General features: G+C 40.5%; 12 protein-coding genes, 14 tRNA genes and 2 rRNA genes. All 28 read left to right on the forward strand.

Going from position 1 to position 19,118, the window contains the following annotated elements:
- Positions 1-129 precede the first annotated feature (129 nt).
- The 28 genes from rrf (BHF68_RS05185) (at position 130) to BHF68_RS05320 (ending at position 19,112) form a co-directional block, all read left to right on the forward strand.
- Positions 130-246, forward strand: a 5S ribosomal RNA gene (gene rrf / locus BHF68_RS05185).
- A gap of 14 nt (positions 247-260) precedes the next feature.
- Positions 261-335 (forward strand) — tRNA-Asn (locus BHF68_RS05190).
- A gap of 1 nt (position 336) precedes the next feature.
- Positions 337-412, forward strand: a tRNA-Thr gene (locus BHF68_RS05195).
- A gap of 43 nt (positions 413-455) precedes the next feature.
- Positions 456-530, forward strand: a tRNA-Glu gene (locus BHF68_RS05200).
- Positions 531-535: 5 nt separating this feature from the next.
- A tRNA-Val gene (locus BHF68_RS05205) sits at positions 536-611 on the forward strand.
- Positions 612-669: 58 nt separating this feature from the next.
- A tRNA-Thr gene (locus BHF68_RS05210) sits at positions 670-745 on the forward strand.
- A 3-nt stretch (positions 746-748) separates the two neighbouring features.
- Positions 749-834, forward strand: a tRNA-Tyr gene (locus BHF68_RS05215).
- A gap of 31 nt (positions 835-865) precedes the next feature.
- Positions 866-940, forward strand: a tRNA-Gln gene (locus tag BHF68_RS05220).
- A 3-nt stretch (positions 941-943) separates the two neighbouring features.
- A tRNA-Lys gene (locus tag BHF68_RS05225) sits at positions 944-1,019 on the forward strand.
- A gap of 51 nt (positions 1,020-1,070) precedes the next feature.
- Positions 1,071-1,155: transfer RNA gene (locus BHF68_RS05230), tRNA-Leu, on the forward strand.
- 45 nt (positions 1,156-1,200) lie between these two features.
- Positions 1,201-1,275 (forward strand) — tRNA-Gly (locus tag BHF68_RS05235).
- 6 nt (positions 1,276-1,281) lie between these two features.
- Positions 1,282-1,398 (forward strand): 5S ribosomal RNA (gene rrf / locus BHF68_RS05240).
- A 2-nt stretch (positions 1,399-1,400) separates the two neighbouring features.
- Positions 1,401-1,477, forward strand: a tRNA-Arg gene (locus BHF68_RS05245).
- Positions 1,478-1,530: 53 nt separating this feature from the next.
- A tRNA-Pro gene (locus BHF68_RS05250) sits at positions 1,531-1,607 on the forward strand.
- A 19-nt stretch (positions 1,608-1,626) separates the two neighbouring features.
- A tRNA-Gly gene (locus BHF68_RS05255) sits at positions 1,627-1,700 on the forward strand.
- A 3-nt stretch (positions 1,701-1,703) separates the two neighbouring features.
- Positions 1,704-1,779, forward strand: a tRNA-Ala gene (locus BHF68_RS05260).
- A 262-nt stretch (positions 1,780-2,041) separates the two neighbouring features.
- A complete protein-coding gene (locus tag BHF68_RS05265; protein ID WP_069642609.1) occupies positions 2,042-3,502 on the forward strand; it encodes a helix-turn-helix domain-containing protein in 1,461 nt (486 codons plus the stop codon).
- Positions 3,503-3,647: 145 nt separating this feature from the next.
- Entirely contained in the window at positions 3,648-4,841 is a 1,194-nt protein-coding gene (locus BHF68_RS05270; protein ID WP_069642610.1) for a ferredoxin-like domain-containing protein, read from the forward strand.
- 97 nt (positions 4,842-4,938) lie between these two features.
- Entirely contained in the window at positions 4,939-6,690 is a 1,752-nt protein-coding gene (locus tag BHF68_RS05275; protein ID WP_069642611.1) for an adenylyl-sulfate reductase subunit alpha, read from the forward strand.
- 28 nt (positions 6,691-6,718) lie between these two features.
- The gene (locus BHF68_RS05280) at positions 6,719-7,039 is read left to right on the forward strand and encodes a 4Fe-4S dicluster domain-containing protein (protein ID WP_069642612.1); all 321 of its coding nucleotides are present in this window, start codon (positions 6,719-6,721) and stop codon (positions 7,037-7,039) included.
- A 105-nt stretch (positions 7,040-7,144) separates the two neighbouring features.
- Positions 7,145-8,296 (forward strand): sulfate adenylyltransferase, encoded by a 1,152-nt coding sequence (gene sat / locus BHF68_RS05285; protein WP_069642638.1) that lies wholly within the window; start codon positions 7,145-7,147, stop codon positions 8,294-8,296.
- Between the two features lie 194 nt (positions 8,297-8,490).
- Complete coding sequence (gene cdaA / locus BHF68_RS05290) at positions 8,491-9,306, forward strand: diadenylate cyclase CdaA (RefSeq protein WP_069642613.1); 816 nt, start codon at positions 8,491-8,493, stop codon at positions 9,304-9,306.
- Complete coding sequence (locus tag BHF68_RS05295; protein WP_069642614.1) at positions 9,299-10,519, forward strand: CdaR family protein; 1,221 nt, start codon at positions 9,299-9,301, stop codon at positions 10,517-10,519. The genes cdaA and BHF68_RS05295 overlap by 8 nt, the downstream gene beginning before the upstream one ends.
- Before the next feature lie 66 nt (positions 10,520-10,585).
- Positions 10,586-12,244 (forward strand): NAD(P)/FAD-dependent oxidoreductase, encoded by a 1,659-nt coding sequence (locus BHF68_RS05300; protein WP_069642615.1) that lies wholly within the window; start codon positions 10,586-10,588, stop codon positions 12,242-12,244.
- 15 nt (positions 12,245-12,259) lie between these two features.
- Positions 12,260-13,636, forward strand: coding sequence for a phosphoglucosamine mutase (gene glmM, locus BHF68_RS05305; RefSeq protein WP_069642616.1), 1,377 nt, complete (start codon positions 12,260-12,262; stop codon positions 13,634-13,636).
- A gap of 183 nt (positions 13,637-13,819) precedes the next feature.
- On the forward strand, positions 13,820-15,898 hold the full coding sequence (locus tag BHF68_RS05310) for a putative bifunctional diguanylate cyclase/phosphodiesterase (protein WP_069642617.1): 2,079 nt from the start codon (positions 13,820-13,822) through the stop codon (positions 15,896-15,898).
- 328 nt (positions 15,899-16,226) lie between these two features.
- Entirely contained in the window at positions 16,227-18,056 is a 1,830-nt protein-coding gene (glmS, locus tag BHF68_RS05315; RefSeq protein ID WP_069642618.1) for a glutamine--fructose-6-phosphate transaminase (isomerizing), read from the forward strand.
- A 114-nt stretch (positions 18,057-18,170) separates the two neighbouring features.
- Positions 18,171-19,112 carry a bile acid:sodium symporter family protein gene (locus tag BHF68_RS05320; protein WP_245669637.1) on the forward strand — a complete coding sequence of 314 codons (942 nt, stop codon included), beginning with the start codon at positions 18,171-18,173 and terminating at the stop codon, positions 19,110-19,112.
- Positions 19,113-19,118 lie beyond the last annotated feature (6 nt).

The following is a 19,118-nucleotide window of genomic DNA, read 5'->3' on the forward strand; positions in this document are numbered from 1 at the left end:
CATAGTGATATGTTTAGCGGACAGATACTAATCGGTCGAGGGCTTAACCACAAGGGTTAACAAAGATCGTAGGGAAACACAATGATATAAGCTTTTATGTCTATAGATTTAGGAAGTGTAGTTGTAAAGTCTGGTGGCGATAGCGGAGGGGACACACACGTACCCATCCCGAACACGACCGTTAAGCCCTCCAGCGCCGATGGTACTTGGGGTGAAGACCCCTGGGAGAGTAGGACGTTGCCAGGCTAAAAAAGCATTATTCCTTCGTAGCTCAATGGTGGAGCAACCGGCTGTTAACCGGTAGGTTGTAGGTTCGAGTCCTACCGAAGGAGCCATGCTCGCATAGCTCAGTCGGTAGAGCGCATCCATGGTAAGGATGAGGTCATCGGTTCAATCCCGGTTGCGAGCTCCAGTTGATGCTTAACACATAAAGAGTTTTGGCTAGCAATTCATAGGGCCCGTTGGTCAAGCGGTTAAGACACCGCCCTTTCACGGCGGTAACAGGGGTTCGATTCCCCTACGGGTCACCAATTATGGACGATTAGCTCAGCTGGGAGAGCACCTGCCTTACAAGCAGGGGGTCGGCGGTTCGATCCCGTCATCGTCCACCATGATATACAATTATATCAAATGGTAATACTACAAAAATGAACATGTTCATAACATCATGCCGCTGTAGCTCAATTGGTAGAGCAACTGACTTGTAATCAGTAGGTTGGGGGTTCAAGTCCTCTCGGCGGCACCATTTGGATGGATGCCCGAGCTGGCCAAAGGGAGCAGACTGTAAATCTGCCGGCATCGCCTTCGTAGGTTCGAATCCTACTCCATCCACCATCTTTGGACATGCTACTTGTTCATTCAGTAGTGGGAAGTCGCCAAGTGGTAAGGCACCAGACTTTGACTCTGGTATGCGTAGGTTCGATCCCTACCTTCCCAGCCATATGAGCCATTAGCTCAGTTGGTAGAGCACCTGACTTTTAATCAGGGTGTCACTGGTTCGAATCCAGTATGGCTCACCACTTTTATTTTAACTGCAGAGTTAATTAAAAGTAGTAGGAGTAATTTAATATGCGGGTGTGGCGGAATTGGCAGACGCACTAGACTTAGGATCTAGCGTTTTACGACGTGGGGGTTCAAGTCCCTCCACCCGCACCATTAAGTATAAAACTTAATAAATAGGATAATATGATATTATCTAATGCGGAAGTGGCTCAGTGGTAGAGTATCGCCTTGCCAAGGCGAGGGTCGCGGGTTCGAATCCCGTCTTCCGCTCCATAATTGTCTGGTGGCGATAGCGGAGGGGACACACACGTTCCCATACCGAACACGACCGTTAAGCCCTCCAGCGCCGATGGTACTTGGGGTGAAGACCCCTGGGAGAGTAGGACGTTGCCAGGCATGTGCCCTTAGCTCAGCTGGATAGAGCGTTTGACTACGAATCAAAAGGCCGGGAGTTCGAATCTCTCAGGGCACGCCACTTACATAACGGTTCCGTAAGAAGACATAGATTCTCTTACGGGGCCGCTTTAACGGGGTATGGCTCAGCTTGGTAGAGCGCTTGGTTTGGGACCAAGAGGCCGGGGGTTCGAATCCCTCTGCCCCGACCATCATTACAAAAGAATAATTGCGGGTGTAGTTCAATGGTAGAACACTAGCCTTCCAAGCTAGATGCGTGGGTTCGATTCCCATCACCCGCTCCATATGGGGCCATAGCTCAGCTGGGAGAGCGCCTGCCTTGCACGCAGGAGGTCAGCGGTTCGATCCCGCTTGGCTCCACCATAAACCTTTGTACTCTTTGTACGAAGGTTTTTTGATATATCCAACTATTTACATGCATACTAAGCAGGAGTTTAGAGCTATTTACAGAAATAGATATTACGATAGACTATAATTAATTAGTATTGATAGTTAGATTGATTATTTTGCAATTAGTTTATTATTTTGTAATTGATTATTTTGCAATTAGATTATAATTTTGTAATTGATACTATTATAATAGATTATTTTGTAATTAGATTGATAATTTTAGGAGGTAACGTTTGTGTCTGATTATAATTTTGATGATCAAATGGTTCCGTTTAGCTTTTTTCATTCTGTTATTGAAATGCTGCCTATCGCCATCGATATAATTAATGAGGAACAAACGTCAGTGTTATCTAACTCACTATTTGCTGAGATGTTTGCGTGGAACGATAAATATCCCTTCACTGAAGAGATTTATCAAGCATTTTTATTTAAGACCGCCATCAACACAGATGAGTATAAATGTAAAACTATCTCTGGTGATGAGCGAACTGTTCATTTGATAGTCGAGCCGTTATTTGATCAAGCCGATGTTATCGGGGCAGTTATCATTGCCAGAGATATTACTAACATAGTAAATTATCAACAGGAATACACCAAACTCGAAAATACTGTTACTGAACTGAAAAATCTATTAGCAGAAAAACAAGAGCTTTTATTGAAGATTGAATCACATTCGACATCGTCCCAGGAGCTATCTAGTGGCCATACGATAGATGACAAAAACTTAAAAGAAGAGATAGATTATACGAGTCGTGATAATAATACCTGGCTAGCTATCAGAGAGCTTAGAAACAGTATCAAAGCTAATCATCCAGTTTACTTATATGGTGATATAGGCTTGGAGAAGCGAGCTATGGTTAAGCAAATATTGCAAGCTATGCGCATTCGAACCATTAGCTGGATTGATTTAAAAGCTAATAAGCAACTTAGCCAGCTAAGAAGTGATATGGAGGTTAGTAAGTCTTTTGTAGTTGTAGACGTTAAACACAAGCAATTGCTACAACCAACGATAGATATGTTGGCTGGCCTATCACATAATGCTAATAAAAACTGGCTTATAATTGGCGATGCCCCAATTAAAACATTAAATAACAACATAGACATAATTCGCATACCATCATTAAAAGAAAGAAAGTCAGACATTCTTCTTCTGGTAGACAAGCTATTGCCTGAAGGAATTGAATTAGATGATGAAGTGAAAAGGAAGTTTATACAGTATCAGTGGCCTAAGAATATTCGTGAGCTACGTAGTGTGTTAATTTATGCAGATAGCATGCGAGCACCCCATGAGCCCAGTATAACAATAGATCACTTAGATGGAATGAAATTAACTTTAAGTAAAGCAATGAAATTGGAGAGCAATATAGAAGACTCATCAACTAAAACAAAGTTTGAAACAAAGTCAACTGAAGCAACTTCAAATGTGGAAACATCAAGTACAGGTACAATAATAAAGAAAGCTACCTCGGATATGAATGCCCTTGACCTGTTGCTGCAATCTATGGACAAGTCAAATCAAAGCATGCCAGATATATTTGAAAAAATTGAACGCATCTATATTGAAAAGGTATTCCAGAAATCAGATTACAATATAACTCATACCGCAAATAAACTAGGTATTAAGCGCCAAGCATTACAGTATAAGTTGAAAAAGTATAATCTAGCTCCTGATGAAGCGCCAGAGAAATTAAATTGATATTATGCTAGTATGTGTGCAAATCAAAGTACTGATATGCTCTATTACTAGCTTTTTTTTCTTGACTAATAGCACATTATAAAGTATCCTTAAATACAATAAAACATATCAGTTTACTATGAATTAAAAATTAGGAGGAAAATATATGCTCTATCATCAGAGATTTGTGCCAACTGTGGAAGAATTATTTGACAAAAAAGTTGCACCTGAAGATAAGTTCTCATGCTGGAATTGTCATGGCGAAGTATTGCCTGAATATCTATATTGTCCAGGGTGTGGACAGGAGGCTAGATTTTGTCGAACGTGTAAAACTCATATTGAAGCAGATGAGACTATTTGTCCAACCTGCATTGATGGCTTTAATTGGGATGTAGAAAAACGTAAGAAAGTCACTAACCAAACCTTTCAGGACTATGTTGAATTTCGCTTAGGAGGAAAGTCTGGATTCTATGATCGCTATCCAGTTTCAGAAGAACGACGCGATTTATTCCGTGATTATGTTAAGGAACGTCAAGGGAATCTATGGACAATTCGCACCAGGGTAGATCAAGGGAATATTAACTTGGAGCAAATGAGAACTGTTACGGAATTGGTGGAGAAATATCAATTGGGAGATTTGCACTGGACAGATCGTCAAGGCTTGCAGTTAATTAATGTAGATGGTCGACAGCTTTTTACCATTACTCGTCAATTGGCTGCAGTAGGGTTATATCTATCCCCGCGGGGAGGTACCGTGCGAAATACGATTGCATGCCCGTCATTACCAGATTGTCGTAATGGACTAATACATGCTTATGGTTTAGCTAAGATATTAAATAGCCGTTATAAAGACATTACAGGTCTACCGCATAAATTCAAGCTATCTGTTGCTGGCTGCCCTAATAGCTGTACCCGTGCACAGGCTCATGACATAGGAGTCATGGGTACGCAGGTTATTAAAATTAACCAGGCGACCTGTACGGGCTGTGGTCACTGTGCAAACGCATGTAAGGAAGATGCAATAACAATAAAAGACCAAAAGGCAACTATAGATTACTCCGCTTGCGTGGATTGTGGTATGTGTCATCGCGCATGTCCAACAGGAAGTGCAGAAATTGCCAAGGCTGGTGTCAGCTTATATGTAGGAGGCTGTGGTGGTCGTCATCCGCAGAACGGGAAACGTCTACTGAGAAATGCAGATGTTGAGCAAATTTTCCCTTGGATTGAAGCGCTACTTACAGAATGGAAGACCTATGGAGAAAAACGCTGGCGCTTAGGACGTTGGATTGAATACGTTGGCTGGGATGAGTTTAAAGCGAAGGTTAGCGCACGTGTACATGCACAAAATACCATAAAATAACTATATTGATAAAGAAATAGTAGGTTTATGCCCATAAGCATTTAGCTTATGGGTGTAAATTTACATTCCTTAGTACGGATTGAAGGGAGATTATCTAATGTCACATAATTATAAACATATAAATACAGATATTTTAATTATAGGTGGTGGAACTGCTGGCTGTCTCGCAGCAGTGGAAGCGAAGGAATTAAACCCAGAATTACAAGTAACCATTTTAGAAAAAGCAAACATCGAAAGAAGTGGCTGTCTAGCAGCTGGTATGAACGCCATAAACGCTTACTTAAATCCTGGGGAAACTCCAGAAAGCTTTACTAAATATGTCCGCTATGACGCATGTGGATTGCTACGCGAGGATTTAGTACTATCCCAGTCCAAAGAATTCGAATACGTAGTAAAAAAAGTAGAGTCATGGGGTCTTCCTATCCTAAAAGACGAGCAAGGGAATTATCAGCCAAGAGGTCGCTGGAACATCAAAATTAACGGCGAAAAACTAAAGCCAATCATAGCTAAGAAAGCTATTGAGTCTGGTGTTGAAGTTATTAATAGAGCTTACGCCACTAACTATATTGTTGATGGAGGCGCGGTTAAGGGAGTTTATGCAGCAAGTACAAAAGACGATACATTCTATGTAATCAGAGCCAAGAAAACAATCGTAGCAACGGGTGGAGCTGCTGGTATTTATAAACCAAATAACACAGGTGATGCACGACATAAAATTTGGTATTCGCCGTTCAATGCAGGAGCTGGCTATGCCATGGGAATACGCGCTGGTGCAGAAATGACATCATTCGAGCACCGCTTTATTGCACTACGTACAAAAGACATTATATCGCCAACAGGCACACTTGCCTTAGGCTTTGGAGCCCCACAGGTAAACGCAAATAAAGAAAAATTCATGCAAACAAAGCTAGCCCATGTTGGTGGAGAAGGGGCACCTACTCCGTATCGTGTGTTCGGCCCGACTCGTGAAATGAAGGAAGGTAGAGGACCTTGCTACATGGATACGACCCACCTTACTAAAGAACAAGCATATGAGCTAAAGAAATCCTTCCTTGATATGTATCCAGACATTGTCTTATATTGGGCAGCTAATGGTATTGAGCCAGATCAAGAGCCAATTGAGATTCAAGGAACAGAGCCATATATTATGGGTGGACACAATCAAGCTGGCTACTGGGTAACAGAAGATCGGAAAACTACCCTAGAAGGTTTATTTGCTGCAGGAGATGTAGCAGGTGGAGCGCCGTTTAAATTTGTCAGTGGCTGCTTTGCTGAAGGAGTAATTGCAGCACGTAAAGCAGTTAAGGAGTTAAGCACAGCTGACCAAGCTGCTAATACCAATAATGAAAATACTGAACATATAACCAATAGCAATGAAGCTGATGCTGAATACAGACGTGTGTACCAGCCGTTAGCAAGAAATCAAGCACATAACGAAGGTATAACGTACGAAGAGATGGAAGACCGCCTACAAAAAATCATGGATGAGTATGCTGGTGGAGTTAGTAGCTATTATGAAATGTCTGAACCAAGGCTGAAAATCGCAGAAAAAAGACTAAAACAACTGCGTGAACAGATTCCGTACCTAATTGCTGAAGACCATTTTCAGCTTATGAATGTACATGAAATTATAGACCGTATAGATGTCGCCGAAGTCCTAGTTCAACATCTGCTTTATAGAAAAGAAACACGTTGGCCTGCATACCAATCACGTACTGATTTCCCTGAGAGAAACGATATTGCATGGCTCAAATTTGTAAACTCCTATAAAGATAAGAGTGGAAACATCAACATGGTAGAACGTCCATATGAACAAATTGTACCTGGGGACAGATATCTCCCTAGATAAAGCTAATATTTCAAGGAGGATATTTTACATGACTGTTAAAGTTAATCAAAATTTATGTAACGGATGTAACGGAATAGCTGAGAGTCGCTGTGAAGCGGTTTGTCCAGGGAATTTAATGACAAGAGACGCTGAGCAGCTAGCATATATTAGAAGTTCAAAGGATTGCTGGGATTGTATGGCCTGCGTGAAAGCGTGTCCACAGCAAGCGCTTCAGACAAAGCTGCCATTTCAATTAGCTGGCTACGGTTCTAAATTAGTACCTAAATCAGAAAAGAAGCAGATACACTGGACCCTAACCCATCCTGACGGGAAAGTAGAAACCTTTACAATTCCGACTGAGTCAATTTAGTCAGAAAATATATAAACGTGATAAAGAGTTACAAAAGACAGTTTATAAAGTTTATTTTATATAGTTTATAAAGCTTATTTTATAAGGAAGGAATGAATTTTGTACATGTCAGAGCAAATAAAACCACATGGTGGAATATTGATTAACCGTATGGCAGAAGATAAACAAAGACAAGAATTAAATCTTGAGCACCTACCAATTATTGAGATTGATAGCTGGACCTTATCCGATATTGAAATGATAGCAGTTGGAGCATTTAGTCCACTGACAGGCTTTATGGGTAAACAAGATTACCATAGCGTTCTGGAAAATATGCGTTTGCATAATGGCCTAGCTTGGAGTATTCCAATCACTTTAGCTATTAGTAAGGATAAGGCAGACAGCCTGGTAATCGGAGAAACAGTACAGCTTCAATGTAAAAAAACAGGTACTACCTATGCCATAATGACTGTTGAAGAGACATATACTTACGATAAGCAAGTTGAAGCAGAGCAGATATTCAAAACCTCTGACTTAGCCCATCCTGGTGTAAAGCGCCTATTTGAACGTGAAGATATCTATATTGCGGGTCCGATAACGATGATTCAGGAGCGCACAGATAGACCACATGAGCAATATTACTTCACACCTGCAGAAACGCGCCAGGAATTCAAGAACAGAGGCTGGAAGACGATTGTTGGCTTCCAAACAAGAAATCCTGTCCATAGAGCCCACGAATATATACAGAAAAGCGCACTGGAAATTGTTGATGGCTTGTTTTTAAATCCCTTGGTAGGGGATACGAAAGAGGACGATATACCAGCAGATATTCGAATGGAAAGCTACGAAGTATTGCTAAAAAACTATTATCCACAGGAGCGGACGTTTTTAGGGATTTTCCCTGCTGCAATGCGTTATGCAGGACCACGTGAAGCAATTTTTCATGCGATTGTGCGCAAAAACTATGGCTGTACCCATTTCATAGTGGGGAGAGATCATGCTGGTGTGGGCGATTATTATGGTTCATACGATGCCCAGCACATATTTTTGCACTTTGACCAAGGCGAGTTAGATATTACACCATTATTTTTTGAGCATAGCTTTTATTGTACAAAGTGTGAGGGAATGGCATCATTTAAGACATGTCCACACGCAGCAGAGGACAGGTTGATTCTAAGTGGCACCATGGTTAGGGCGATGCTACGGAGTGGGCAGCGTCCACCGGCGCAATTTACGCGTCCAGAGGTAGCCGACGTGTTAATAAAAGGCCTTTCCTAGTTAGAACGTACTGTACTGCCCTGCTTTCCATTAGTTGAAAAAAATTCCTTTTGAATTATTTTAATAAAGAGGAATTACTGCTTTTTTGTTGAACTATATTAATGTATACTCTATGTTATTATTGAATACTTTTTAATACTTTACTTGCCAATACTAAATAACAAGTTTAGTTTAAATGGAAAGCAGGGGCAGTTATGCTAGGTTTTGAATTTACAAATGTCTTTAGGGATTTTAAAGATATAATTGATATATTTTTGGTCAGTTTTGTCTTATATAAATTGATTGTATTGATACGCGGAACGAGAGCCGTGCAATTGCTCAAAGGTATAATTGTGATTATCTTAGCTACAGCATTAAGTAGCTACTTTGAACTACGGGCATTTAATTGGCTTTTAGACAAAACCCTTACCACCTTCTTCTTTGCGATACCGGTCGTATTTCAGCCTGAACTACGCCGTGCTTTAGAGCAATTAGGGAGGGGTAGCTTTTTTGTGCGTTCACATCATGATGAAGCAGTCCTGCAGGAATCAATTCATGATATTGTGAAAGCAGCTACTTCTCTTTCGAAGAATAAGATTGGTGGCTTAATTGTAATTGAGGGTGAATCAGGCCTAAACGACTTTTCTGAATCAGGTACGAAATTAGGCGCGGATATTAGTTCTGAGCTACTAATAAATTTATTCATCCCAAATACACCGTTACATGACGGTGCTGTAATTATACGTAAAGAAAAAATCCTTGCAGCAGCATGCTACCTGCCTTTAAGTGAGAATCCTTTCATTAGCAAGGCATTAGGAACTAGACATCGTGCTGGTATAGGAATTAGTGAGCAGTCTGATGCTATGTCTGTTATTATTTCAGAAGAGACAGGGCAGATTTCTGTTGCTGATAATGGGCAGCTGTATAAAGATTTAGACGAAAAAGCTTTAAGAGAGAAATTAACGAAGCACATGGCATCTCCTAAATCAAAGACACCATCTTGGTTAAGGAGGTTGTCGAAGAATGGATAAATGGCTAGAAAGCAACCTATTTGCAAAGATTTTCGCTGTTATGCTAGCTGTATTGCTCTGGTTAGTCGTTAGTACTGAAGAGCCAACGGCACCGCCAAGTCTGACAGAACATGAGTTTAAGGTTCCAGTTACCTATAATCTAGATGAGACTCAGTATGCACTGATAGATGCTACTGAAAGTGTAGATATTATACTAAGGGGAAATCCAGCTGATATTCGCACTGTAATGCCAGGGTCGTTACGAGTAATTGCCGACATAGATGGTTTAGGCCATGGCGTTCATGAGCAAATTCCCGTTATTATCGAGGGTGTACCCCGTGGTGTAACGGCAAGCTCCCGTCCTGCGACTGTTATGTTGGAGCTAGCTCGCAAAACAACAGTAGAGCTTCCAGTCAGGATTACATTACAAGGCACAGCGGCACCAGGGTTCACTGCTGGGCAGCCTATAGTTTCACCAAGTCGTGTATTCGTAACGGCGACAGAGGAAGAATTAGACTATATAGAGCTTATTACAGCTCAGGTAAATATCGATAACGCAAGATCTGTTATTGATGAGACTGTGCGAGTGCGCGCTGTCGATAATGAAGGTAATGAACTTGATGTTGAAATCAATCCAACGGTCGTTGATGTGATAGTGCCTGTTTCTAGTCCTTTTAAGGAGCTACCACTAAGTCTTCAATATGAAGGTTTCCCTGCGGAAGGCTTTGCAGTGAATGAAGTGCGCTTATCGACAGATCAAGTGACAATCTTTGGGCCTATTAGCGAGATAGAGCGCTATGAGTTTTTCCCAGGACCAGTTGTATCAATAGCAGACTTAAGAGAAACTACTACAATTGAGCAACAATTACAACCGATTCACGGTACGACTAAGGTAGAGCCTGAAGAAGTGCTAATTACCGTTGAAATAGTTCCATCTGAGACGACTCGCATTGAAGATATACCGATTACAATTAATGGCGTTGCGGATAATATTAGTGTAACGTTAGACTTCCAAACAACTGATATTTCCCTTGAGGCAGCACCTAACCGCATTGAAAATGTACAACGGGATGACATTCAAATATTTATTGATGTTAGTAATAAATCCTTAGGAGAGCATCAGGTGCCAGTACAGGTTAATACACCTAGATTTGTTAGACCGTTTGCTATAGAAAGACCAACTATTACGGTTGTTATTGAACGCACTGAAGAAAATAATGAGCAAAGTCCCTAGAACAATAATACAAGATGCACCTCAATCAGAGTAATTACTTGTTACGTAGGATAAGGGGATGACCAGATGATTAAAGTATCAAATATAAAACTACCAGTAGGGCATGATAACCATGCCCTGCTTTTAGCTATAGGGAAGAAATTACGGATTCCTAAAGAGCAAATAGGTAACATTCAAATATTAAAAAGATCAATTGATGCGCGAAAAAAACCTCAGCTGTATTTTGTGTATCAGGTGCTAGTAGAAACCGATCAAGAGCATAAAATCCTACAGTTCCTTCAAAAAAAGCATAAACGCCCTAGCCAAGATATTGAACACTACAACAACCAAGCCCATAATCCCCTACGTACAGGGGAGGAATTGCTAGAGAACCGACCAGTGGTTATAGGAACTGGACCTGCAGGTTTAATGGCAGCCCTCTTATTAGCAGAGAATGGTTACAAGCCGTTAGTGTTTGAACGGGGTAAAAACGTACATAAACGTGCTGATGATATTCAATTGTTTTGGCAAACTGGAGAGCTACATCCAGAATCAAATGTGCAATTTGGTGAAGGAGGAGCAGGCACATTTTCCGATGGGAAGTTAACCACGCGAATCCGTGACACGAGAATTGACAAAGTGTATCAGTATTTAGTGGAAGCAGGTGCTCCAGAGGAGATTCTTTATATTAACAAGCCGCATATAGGGACGGACAAGTTACGTTTAGTGGTAGAAAGGCTTAGGAACCGACTTGAACATCTCGGAGGCGAGGTGTTTTTCAACCATAAGCTAATAGATATGGAAATTAAAAACAACGAGTTACAGGGTGTACTGATTAAGAATCTGGAAACAGAACAGTATATATTCTATCCGACTCAGCAAGTTGTATTAGCGATAGGTCATAGTGCACGCGATACTTACGAAATGCTTCATCGAAGAAATGTTTCCATGGATGCCAAGGCTCTTGCAATCGGTGTTCGCATCGAGCATCCACAGACGATGATTAACTATTCGCAGTATGGTGCATATGATATTCATAGTAGTTTAGGGGCGGCCGAATATCAGCTAGTTAAGAAAAAGGATTTAAATTGTAATCGTACTGTTTACTCCTTTTGCATGTGCCCAGGAGGGGTCGTAGTTGCTGCGGCTTCGGAACCTGGTGGTGTTGTAACTAATGGTATGAGTTATCATGCGAGGGACTTAAAGAATGCAAATGCTGCCTTAGTAGTTAATATAGATCCAGAGGATTTTGGTTACTCCCAAGGAAAATCCCCTTTACTTGGCATCGATTATTTGAGAAAATGGGAAAGGCAAGCATTTAACCTAGGTGGTGGAAATTATCACGCTCCAGCCCAGCTAGTTAAAGACTTCCTGCAGGGTGTGCCAACAGAGGACTTCACAAACACCATTGTAACACCTAGCTATAGCCCAGGTGTTAAGGGAGCAAATCTACACGAATGCTTACCAGACTTTGTGGCAGAAGCGCTAATGGTTGCAATAAGAGAATTTGGCAAGCGGATTGCGGGCTTTGATATGGGTGACGCTGTTTTGACTGGAGTTGAGACGAGAACCTCATCGCCCATTAGAATACATCGTTTAGATAATGGAGAATCAGTTAGTCTTAAGGGATTATACCCTACAGGTGAAGGCGCTGGTTATGCCGGAGGAATTATTAGTGCAGCTGTTGATGGCTTAAAGGCAGCTGAACAGATTATTAGTAAATACGCACCGATAAAATTGAAGTAGAAGCAGGTGATAGCAGTGGGAGAGTTTTTTGGTACTGATGGAATTCGTGGAGTTGCAAATAAAGATTTAACCCCAGAGCTAGCCTACCGTTTAGGCAGGGCTGCGGGTTATGTGCTTACAAAGCAGTTAGAGCTAGACCAGTCACAGCTTGACCAGTCGCAGGATAAGTTAGTGTTAATCGGTAAGGATACACGTCTTTCAAGTGATATGCTTGAAGGGGCATTAGCCGCAGGCTTCATGTCTGTTGGAGTAAATGTTATGAGGCTTGGAGTAATACCAACACCAGGGGTAGCATATTTAATTACACACTATAATGCCATGGCAGGTGCAATGATTAGTGCATCCCATAATCCATATCAAGATAACGGGATAAAGATTTTTAATAATAAAGGATTTAAACTTTCTGAGGCAATGGAGCAGGAAGTTGAGAGCTATTTATCTAATGAACAATTGTTTTTAGAGATTCCGAGGTCAACCCATGGAGACATTGGTTGTTTTGTAGACGACTTTAATGGCCCTGACCTTTATAAAGAGCACTTAATGAGTACGATAAGCATACCGTTAATTGGTATGAAGATAATTCTTGACTGTGCTAATGGTGCAGCAACTGAATATGCCCCTGGTATTTTCCAGGAGCTAGGAGCAGAAGTTTGCTGTTTGTCTATAAATCCAGACGGAACGAATATAAATAATAAGTGTGGCTCTACCCATTTAGATGAATTAAGAAAGCAAGTAGTTGAGCAACATGCTGACCTAGGATTAGCATTTGATGGAGACGCTGACAGACTTATAGCAGTTGATCATTTAGGAGAGGTAGTAGACGGTGACTATATCCTAACAATTTGTGGTATTGACCTGAAAGAGCAGGGGAAGCTTGTAGATGATACAATAGTAACTACAGTTATGGCTAACATGGGCTTTTTTGTTGCTATGCAGGACCAAGATATTAATACCTTGCAGACGAAGGTTGGTGACAAATACGTCTTAGAGGAAATGGTTAAGGGCGGATACACATTAGGTGGTGAACAATCTGGCCATATTATCTTTCTAGACTATGCTAAAACAGGCGACGGCATATTAACGGCGCTACATCTGACTGATTTAGTCGCACGTAGAAAAACATCGTTACATGAACTTTGTGGTCAAATGGTGAAATACCCACAGCTATTAGTAAACGTTAGAGTAGTTGACAAGGAAGGCCTACATTCCAATCAAAAAATCGCTGACGTGATTCAGCAAAACGAACAAAAACTAGGAAATCAAGGTAGGGTTTTAGTGCGCCCATCGGGCACAGAGGCACTTGTTAGAGTTATGGCTGAAGGTCCTAACGAAGAGGTGCTAGAAGAAGTAGTAAATAATATCGTAGAAGTTGTAAAAGAAGAACTGACGTAAATTGGATGTCGTAATAAGCACTAAGGAATCAGGTCGTAAAGGCTTTCCTGAGTGCTTTTTTTACGTTTTTAAACATCGAGCTAAATTCTGGTGCAGCAGAACTATTGTTAAATGACTAATTACAGAATACAATGGAGGTAGTTATATATAACTATTGTATAGTTGGTCTAGGGGGTGTGTGCGATGAGGGTTCTGCTTGTAAGTTCTCGTTTAGGTACTGATGTAAGTTCGCAAGCAACAATAGAGCAGCTTTTAAAAGGAGCATCTATTGAAATTGTTCAATGCGACAGCTTAAAGAATGCCAAGGTACTGGGTATTAGTCATACAACTGATTTAATGATAATACATCAGAGATTCTTAAGGGAAACAGATGCAGCAAAAATAATTGCAAGTGTCAGTGAAGACCTACCAATACTACTTGTAATTAACGACATTAAAGCAGTAGATATTATGCAAGTCTATGAGTTAGGCTGTATTGATTACATACTAGAACCATTATGTAGAGAAGATTTTCTAAATCGTGTTCTCCTATCCAGAAAGCGTAAATATAAAATTGCAATCAAGGACTCAATGGAATATTCGTTAGCCCATTTAAGAATGTCTTTTTCTGCACTTTTTCAAAACACCCCAGATGCAATCGTGCATTTTAACATAAAACATGAAATTGTAGATGTAAACCCAGGGTTTTTGCAGCTTTACGGGTACGCAAAATCTGAAGTAATAGGCAAATATATTAATAATATAATTGATCCGAATGCCATGCTTAAGGAGTATGGCTCATATAAGGTGCTTGCTGGCGAGTCAGTATATTATGAGGATACCGTGCGCTATCATAAGAATGGAAATCCTATCGAAGTAATACATCGAGGGATACCATTAATTATTAACAATCAGGTTGTCGGTGGCTACGCTATATACACAGATATTACAAAAAGAAAGCAAGCTGAGAAAAAGAACCGCTATTTAGCATATCATGATCCACTTACTGGGCTATTAAATATGAGGAGTTTACAAAAACAATTCACAAAAACCCTGAGCAATTTAAATGCAACACAAGCGGGAGCTGTACTTTTCATAGATATAGATAGGTTTAAAAATGTTAATGATTCATTAGGACATCACTTTGGCGATTTATTACTGCAGGAAATTGCAGATAGATTAAAATCAATCCTTTCCGATAAACCAATCTATAGACCTGGCGGAGACGAGTTTATTGTTATATTGGATGATGCGACGGGTGTTTCTGATATATCACAACAGATTGTAGAAGAAATTGCCAAGCCATTTATTATCGTTGATAGAGAATTAACAATAACTACAAGTATTGGGATTAGCCGATATCCTCAGGATGGTACAGACATTAACACCCTGTTTAGTAACGCAGATACTGCTATGTATAGAGCTAAGGATCGTGGTAAGAATCAATACTGCTATTACTCCGAAGACATGAACGCACGCATGCTTGAGGAACTGACACTTGAACATGAATTACGTAAAGCAATGGAAAACAATGAATTTGAACTGTATTATCAGCCACAATATGACTTTGTAACTGAGTGTATCATCGGAAACGAAGCTCTTATACGTTGGCATAATCCTTTTAGAGGAACAGTCGCGCCAGATGTTTTTATCCCGATTGCTGAAGAGACAGGGCTTATTTTACAAATAGGGGAGTGGGTTATACGCGAAGCATGCCATCAGAACAAACAATGGCAAAACCAGGGTCTTGCACCTAGGCCAGTGGCTGTAAACGTATCGCCGCTACAGTTTTTACAAAATGACTTTGTACCAAAAATAGAAAAAATCCTGCGAGAGACGGGACTTGAGCCTAAATATTTAGATTTAGAGATAACTGAGAGTATTGCTATGACAGACATAAATGAAGCAGTGAAAAAGGTGAAGAGACTACGAGACTTAGGGATACAGGTGTCGATAGATGATTTTGGTACGGGATACTCATCACTTAGTAATTTCCGAGACCTACCAATCAATAAATTGAAAATTGATCGTTCGTTTATAAGTCGCATACATGAGGATTCTAAGGACGCAGAAATTGTTGATACGATAATAGTTATGGCACAAAAGCTAGGCTTGGAAATTATTGCTGAGGGAGTAGAGACCAAGGAGCATATGCAATACCTGAAGGAAAGAAATTGCAAAATCGCCCAGGGCTACCTGTTTAGCAAGCCCGTAAAAGCCCTAGATATTGAACAGATGCTAAAAAACAACCATTTGTTAATTAAAGGCTATTGCACAAAATGACAATCTACGGCATACTCTATAGTATGCCGTTTATTTTGTATATGTAGATTTTGTAATATGATTAAGTAACAACAATAATGTAACGAACTTTTATGGTAGCGCCTGAACTGCTAAGAGCAGTTGACGAGGTGGAGGATAATCGAAAGCGTCGGCGGATGCCTCCCAGTGCTGGCCTGTGCTGTAAGCAATGACCGAAAACCATAGGGCGACCTATGACACAAGGGCATTACAAGGCTGGAAGTCTACATATTCTCAAGGGCGGCTGTAAACGCAGCGAAGGCCTTGTTTTTTGCTGTCAAAAATGTCTTTGAGAGGAGTATGTTTATTTATGTGTGGAATTGTTGGTTATATTGGGCAAAAGCAAGCCCAGGACATCTTAGTTAATGGTTTGAAAAAGCTTGAGTACAGAGGTTACGACTCAGCAGGGGTTGCCATTGATGTTGGCGGCTCTATTGTCGTGAGTAAATCAGTAGGAAGATTGAAAGAACTAGAGTCAAAAATTAATGGTACGAAGCTGCTAGGTTTTAGAGGGATTGGACATACACGTTGGGCCACCCATGGACGCCCTTCAGATGAAAACAGTCATCCCCATTTTGATTGCACAGAGAAGTTTGTAGTCGTACACAATGGAATTATCGAGAATTATGCGGAGTTAAGAGAAGAACTTAAGGCGCTAGGTCATGAGTTTAAATCTGAGACAGATACAGAGGTTATCTCTCACTTAATAGAAGAACTATATAACGGTAATTTACTAGAAACCTTCAGGATGGCAGTTGCTAGGCTCGAAGGCTCCTATGCATGCGCTGTCATGTCAGAAGATGAAAAAGATAAAATCATCGTTGCTCGTAAGGATAGCCCGTTAGTTGTGGGGATTGGTGTAGGAGAGAATTTCATTGCCTCAGATATTCCTGCTATCTTAGAGCATACGAGAAATGCATATATTTTAGACGATTACGAGATAGCTGTGCTGACAGCAGACTCCGTAGATATCTTTGACCGTCAAGGTAAGCATATTAAGAAAAGTGTATTTGAAGTGAAATGGGATGCGGTATCTGCTGAAAAAGGTGGCTACGACCATTTCATGCTAAAAGAAATCGATGAACAACCAAAAGCACTAAAGGATACATTACGCGGACGTATTGACGAGCAAAATCAGAAAATAAAGCTAGAAGAAGTAAAGCTAACTGCCAAAGAACTTCAAGATATTCAGAAAATCCATATAGTTGCCTGTGGTACAGCGTATCATGCAGGGCTTGTTGGTAAATATGCAATTGAGCAATTGGTACGTATACCTGTTGAGGTAGAAGTAGCATCAGAATTTCGTTATCGAAATCCAATCCTAAACGAAAAAACACTCGTGATGGTTATCAGCCAATCTGGAGAAACAGCAGATACGCTGGCTGCACTAAGGCTCGGTAAAGCTGCTGGTTCTAGAGTGGCAGCAATAACGAATGTAGTAGGTAGCTCTGTATCCCGTGAAGCCGACGATGTAATTTATACCTGGGCAGGGCCAGAGATTGCTGTTGCTTCAACGAAAGCCTATACTACACAGCTACTGGCAGTCTATATGTTCGCCCTGTACATGGCAGAAATTCGTCAGACCATATCAGAACAAGCACGTATTGAAATCTATCAAGCGCTACAATATATCCCAGAGCAAGCTGCAAGAATATTGGCAGACAAAGACCACGCAAAAAAAGTGGCACAAGGTTTGATAGATTGGAACAGTGCCTTCTTCATCGGTCGTGGTATGGATTACACAGTGGCACTAGAAGGAGCATTAAAATTAAAAGAGATATCATATATACACGCTGAAGCATACGCTGCTGGTGAACTAAAGCATGGAACAATCGCTTTAATTGAAGAAGGAATTCCAGTCATTAGTCTATTAACGCAGCCAGATGTATACGAGAAAACTATGAGTAATGTAATTGAAGTAAAAGCCAGGGATGCCAAAATCATCGCTGTCGTCAATGAAGGGGATGTAAAGTCCAAGGATGTGGCAGATGAGCTTATTGAGATACCAAAGACTCACCCAATTCTGACACCAATCCTATCGGTTATACCGTTACAGTTGATCTCATATTATGCGTCAGTTTTACGAGGAAACGACGTCGATAAGCCTAGAAACCTTGCTAAATCGGTAACAGTAGAATAAACTGCAAAGAGTAGTTATACAAAAAAATATCCAAAGCCCTGGGTGTATAATGTGCCAGAAAACACATTATACACCCAGGGTGTTTTAATAAGAGTGCTAGATTTTTTGTAGGGTGTGATTAAAATATTATACATTACGAATTTCATAACTAGATATTTGGCGCTTCTGATTATTCTAGTTGCAGTTGCAACTTATTATTCACCAATATACTTAGAAGTGTCGACTACGTTTCCAGGACTTCTATTAGCGATTGTAATATTTTTCACAGGATTATCGATGAATGTCAAGGCAATCAAAGACATACGTGCAAAGAAACGAGAGCTATTGATAGCAACCCTTCTAAAGTGGATAGTCATGGTGCTAGTTTCCATAGGTTTAGCGCATTTGTTTTTTTCATCTAAACCAGAGATTGCAGCAGGCCTAATATTAGCAGGGACAGTACCTAGCGCAACATCTGCGGTAGTGTATACATTTTTAGCTGGTGGCAATACATCGTTAGTCGTTGCTGCATCACTACTAGATGTTATTATCAGTCCAGTGGTAACGCCAGTTGCTCTTATAAGCATAGTTAATGCTCAAGTTGATATTTCGATCTCAAGCTTATTATTATCTTTCCTATTAATCGTTATTATTCCATTAGCAATAGGCATTTTCCTACAACGTGTTTTTCCTAATTTATCAACGCATTCTAGGAATATAACTAGAATTGGTTCTAGTCTAGCTCTTCTACTTATAGTTCATACAATAATCGGAAATGGAAGAGAAGCGATAGCATCGGAGTTTGAGATATTACATTTAATAGCACTGGCTACAGTTCTGCAAATAACAATACCAATGGTAACGGCATATTATATCGCCCTAAAGCTAAAAATTAATGATACAGATGCTAGAGGGATTCTATTTCATGTAGGACTAGCCAATACTGCATTAGCAGCTATTCTAGCATATCAATTTATTGGGGATGTAGGGGCGATTGCGCCAATAATGAACGTGGTCTTTAACACATCAATTGGAGCGGTGATAGCTAACTATTTTGCAGACAAAAAACGGCATTGAACTTTC

Source organism: Desulfuribacillus alkaliarsenatis, assembly GCF_001730225.1.
GTDB lineage: Bacteria > Bacillota > Bacilli > Desulfuribacillales > Desulfuribacillaceae > Desulfuribacillus > Desulfuribacillus alkaliarsenatis.